The organism is Natronococcus sp., assembly GCF_047921035.1.
GTDB lineage: Archaea > Halobacteriota > Halobacteria > Halobacteriales > Natrialbaceae > Natronococcus.
The window spans coordinates 1-3825 of record NZ_JBLRWX010000175.1; the positions used below are offsets into that span (position 1 = coordinate 1).

Here is a 3825-nt window from a genome sequence, read left to right on the forward strand (position 1 = left end):
TCGGCCGGTCGGTCGCCGACCTGGCCGGCGAGTACGGCCACGAGGTCGTCGCGATCGCCGACTCGAGCGGCGCGGCCGTCGACGCCGGCGGGATCGACGTCGAGCGCGCGCTCGAGCGCAAGGCCGGGGGCGACCCCGTCGGCACCGCCGACCCCGCGACGCTCTTCGAGACTGATTACGACGTGCTCGTCGAGGCGACGCCGACAACGCTGGGCGACGCCGAACCCGGCTTCACCCACGTCGAGCGCGCGCTCGAGACCGACCACCACGTCGTGTTAGCGAACAAGGGACCCGTCGCCGAGCGCTACGAGGAGCTGCGTGCGCTCGAGGCCGACAGCGCGGGTTCGATCCGCTTCGAGGCCACGGTGGGCGGCGCCATCCCGGTGCTGTCGACGATCGAGGACTGCACCCCCCAGGCGGTGACTGCGGTTCGGGGCGTCCTCAACGGCACCGCGAACTTCATCCTCACGCGCATGGCCGCGGAGGGGCTGGACTACGAGCACGTGCTCGCGGAGGCCCAGGACCTCGGGGTGGCGGAGGCCGATCCGACGTTCGACGTCGACGGCACCGACGCCGCCCTGAAGTTCGTCATCCTTGCGAACGTGCTCGCCGAGGGCGGGTTCTCGCTCGAGGACGCGACCGTCGAGGGCATTCAGGACATTCCCGGCAGCGCGCTCGAACTCGCGGCCGAGGACGGCCGCACCATCCGGCTCATCGGCGAGGCCTCCCGCGAGGGAGTCCGCGTCGGGCCGCGACTCGTCCCCGAAAACGGCGCGCTCGCGGTGACGGGGACGCGAAACATCGTCCAGCTCGAGACCAAGCACGCGGGCAGCCTCCACAACAGCGGTCGGGGCGCGGGCGGTCCCGAGACCGCGACGGCGGTGCTGTCGGACGTCGGTCGACTGCCGGAGCTGTAGTCGCCGTCTGCGAGCCGCTGCACTCCGGTATCGTCGGTCGACGGTCGTTCGGCGCGTTCGACTCCCCTCACCTCGACGCCGTCGTCCGGTAATCGAAATCGTGCGTACGAGACACAAACCGCAAGCCGGCGTCGGGTTCGGTCGAATACGCTTTCGAAATGGTTTTAACCGCAACGAGCAAAAGATACCGACATAAGCGCCTTTGCGCGTGAGCTACAACAATGAGCGACAAACGACACCAGAACCTGGCCATCATCGGTCACGTTGACCACGGGAAGAGTACGCTCGTGGGACGCCTCCTCTACGAGACGGGAAGCGTACCAGAGCACGTCATTGAACAGCACCGCGAAGAAGCGGAAGAGAAGGGCAAAGGCGGCTTCGAGTTCGCCTACGTCATGGACAACCTCGCGGAGGAGCGAGAGCGCGGTGTCACTATCGACATCGCCCACCAGGAGTTCTCGACCGAAGAGTACGAGTTCACTATCGTTGACTGTCCTGGTCACCGTGACTTCGTCAAAAACATGATCACTGGCGCGAGCCAGGCCGACAACGCCGTTCTCGTCGTCGCCGCCGACGACGGTGTCGCACCCCAGACCCAGGAGCACGTCTTCCTGGCCCGTACCCTGGGTATCGACGAGCTGATCATCGGCGTCAACAAGATGGACGTTGTCGACTACAAGGAGGACACCTTCGACGAGGTCGTCGAGGAAGTCAACCAGCTGCTCAAGCAGGTTCAGTTCCAGACCGACGGCGCCTCGTTCATCCCGATCTCGGCGTTCGAGGGCGACAACATCGCCGAGGAGTCCGAGAACACGCCGTGGTACGACGGCCGTACCCTGCTCGAGGCCCTGAACGACCTGCCGGAGCCGGAGCCGCCGACGGACGCGCCGCTCCGACTCCCGATCCAGGACGTTTACACGATCTCCGGCATCGGTACCGTCCCAGTCGGACGTATCGAGACCGGTATCATGAACGTCGGCGACGATGTCTCCTTCCAGCCCAGCGACGTGGGCGGCGAGGTCAAGACGATCGAGATGCACCACGAGGAGGTCCCCAAGGCCGAGCCCGGTGACAACGTCGGATTCAACGTCCGCGGCATCGGCAAGGACGACATCCGCCGCGGTGACGTCTGTGGCCCCGCCGACGACCCGCCGAGCGTCGCCGAGACGTTCCAGGCCCAGGTCGTCGTCATGCAGCACCCGTCCGTGATCACGGCCGGCTACACGCCGGTCTTCCACGCCCACACGGCACAGGTCGCCTGTACGATCGAGTCCATCGACAAGAAGATGGACCCCGCCAGCGGCGAGGTCGCCGAGGAGAACCCCGACTTCATCCAGTCGGGTGACGCTGCTGTGGTCACGATCCGACCGCAGAAGCCCCTCAGCATCGAGCCGTCCAGCGAGATTCCCGAACTCGGGAGCTTCGCCATCCGCGACATGGGTCAGACCATCGCGGCCGGCAAGGTCCTCGAGGTCAACGAATAAATGCAGCAGGCACGCGTTCGACTCGCGGGCACCAGTCCGGAGGACCTGGACGACATCTGTGACGACGTCCGCGAGATCGCGAGCAACACCGGCGTCAACCTGAGCGGTCCGATCCCGCTGCCGACGAAGACCCTCGAGGTGCCGACCCGGAAGTCGCCTGACGGCGAGGGCACCGCGACGTGGGAGCACTGGGAGATGCGCGTCCACAAGCGCCTGATCGATCTGGACGCCGACGAACGCGCACTCCGCCAGCTCATGCGCATCCAGGTGCCGAACGACGTTTCGATCGAGATCGTCCTCGAGGACTGATCTCGACTGCGGATTTTCCGTTTTATCACGCCCCGTTAGCCGCGGTACCGTCGTGGCAGGCGAATGTAGGCCGCGTGAACTTTTACCACTGTATCCCATACCGGGAGTATGGTGACCCGTTCGCGCCGTCGCTCCGATACCGACTCCCGCTCCGGCGGTCCCATCCTCGAGGTGCTGCTCATCTTCGTGGTCGTGCTCGCCGCCCAGACCGTCGCCGCAGTTATCAGCGCCGGGTTGATGGCCGGGCTGTTCGTCCTCGGGCCGCCGCTGACCGCGAACCCCTGGACGATCGTCACCAGCGTCTACGCCCACAGCGGGCTCGGCCACCTGCTCTCGAACAGCGTCGGGCTCGTGCTGTTCGGCTGGCCGATCGCCCGCGCGACGACGCGGCTGCGCTTCCATACGTTCTTCCTCGTTACGGGGGCGCTCGCCGGAATCACGCAGGTGGTGACGAGCAGCTTCTTCGCCTCGATCGGCGTCGGCGACCCGACCGCCGTGCTGGGCGCCAGCGGCGCGGTGTTCGCGCTGGCGGGCTACCTGATCGCCGGCAACCGCCTCTCGGATGCGTTCGCGTCGGTCGTCGAGGTTCCGCGGTGGGCCGCCGTGGCCGTCTTCGTCGTCCTCGCGGCCGTGATCACGATCGCAACGGGCGCGCCCGGCGTCGCCCTGATCGCCCACTTCACCGGGTTCCTGCTCGGCCTGCTCGCTGGTCGGGCCGGCGTGCTGGACGTGCGCTCGAGGACGGCTCGAGCCGGCTCGACGGCGTGATCGTCTTGGGGGTGGCTCGAGGTCGGGAGTGTGGGAGGTCTGGCTCGAGGGGCGTCGCGTGTGCTCGCGGCCCACGTCGTTTCCGAAACGCAAGCTACAAGTAGAAACCACGGGTAGAAACGGTCGCGGGCTCGTAGATCAGTGGTAGATCGCTTCCTTCGCAAGGAAGAGGCCCTGGGTTCAAATCCCAGCGAGTCCATAATTCTGCGCCGCGAGCAAACTCGCGAGCGGCGCAAATTATCGTCGACGGTGGGATTTGAACGAGACCAGTCGCAGCCCGGGACGCGAGCGCAGCGAGCGACCCCGGAACGTCTGAGTGCAATACAATCATCTATGTGCACAGTAAA

At 66.3% G+C, this 3825-nt stretch carries 4 protein-coding genes and 1 tRNA gene; all 5 read left to right on the forward strand.

Going from position 1 to position 3825, the window contains the following annotated elements:
• On the forward strand, nt 1-917 hold a 917-nt coding region (locus ACNA7R_RS19605), incomplete at its 5' end, for a homoserine dehydrogenase (RefSeq protein WP_416285218.1).
• A 221-nt stretch (nt 918-1138) separates the two neighbouring features.
• Complete coding sequence (gene tuf / locus ACNA7R_RS19610; protein WP_416285220.1) at nt 1139-2401, forward strand: translation elongation factor EF-1 subunit alpha; 1263 nt, start codon at nt 1139-1141, stop codon at nt 2399-2401.
• Nucleotides 2402-2710 carry a 30S ribosomal protein S10 gene (gene rpsJ / locus ACNA7R_RS19615; protein ID WP_005552865.1) on the forward strand — a complete coding sequence of 103 codons (309 nt, stop codon included), beginning with the start codon at nt 2402-2404 and terminating at the stop codon, nt 2708-2710.
• A 108-nt stretch (nt 2711-2818) separates the two neighbouring features.
• Complete coding sequence (locus tag ACNA7R_RS19620; protein ID WP_416285223.1) at nt 2819-3478, forward strand: rhomboid family intramembrane serine protease; 660 nt, start codon at nt 2819-2821, stop codon at nt 3476-3478.
• A 127-nt stretch (nt 3479-3605) separates the two neighbouring features.
• Nucleotides 3606-3677 (forward strand) — tRNA-Ala (locus tag ACNA7R_RS19625).
• Nucleotides 3678-3825: the final 148 nt, after the last annotated feature.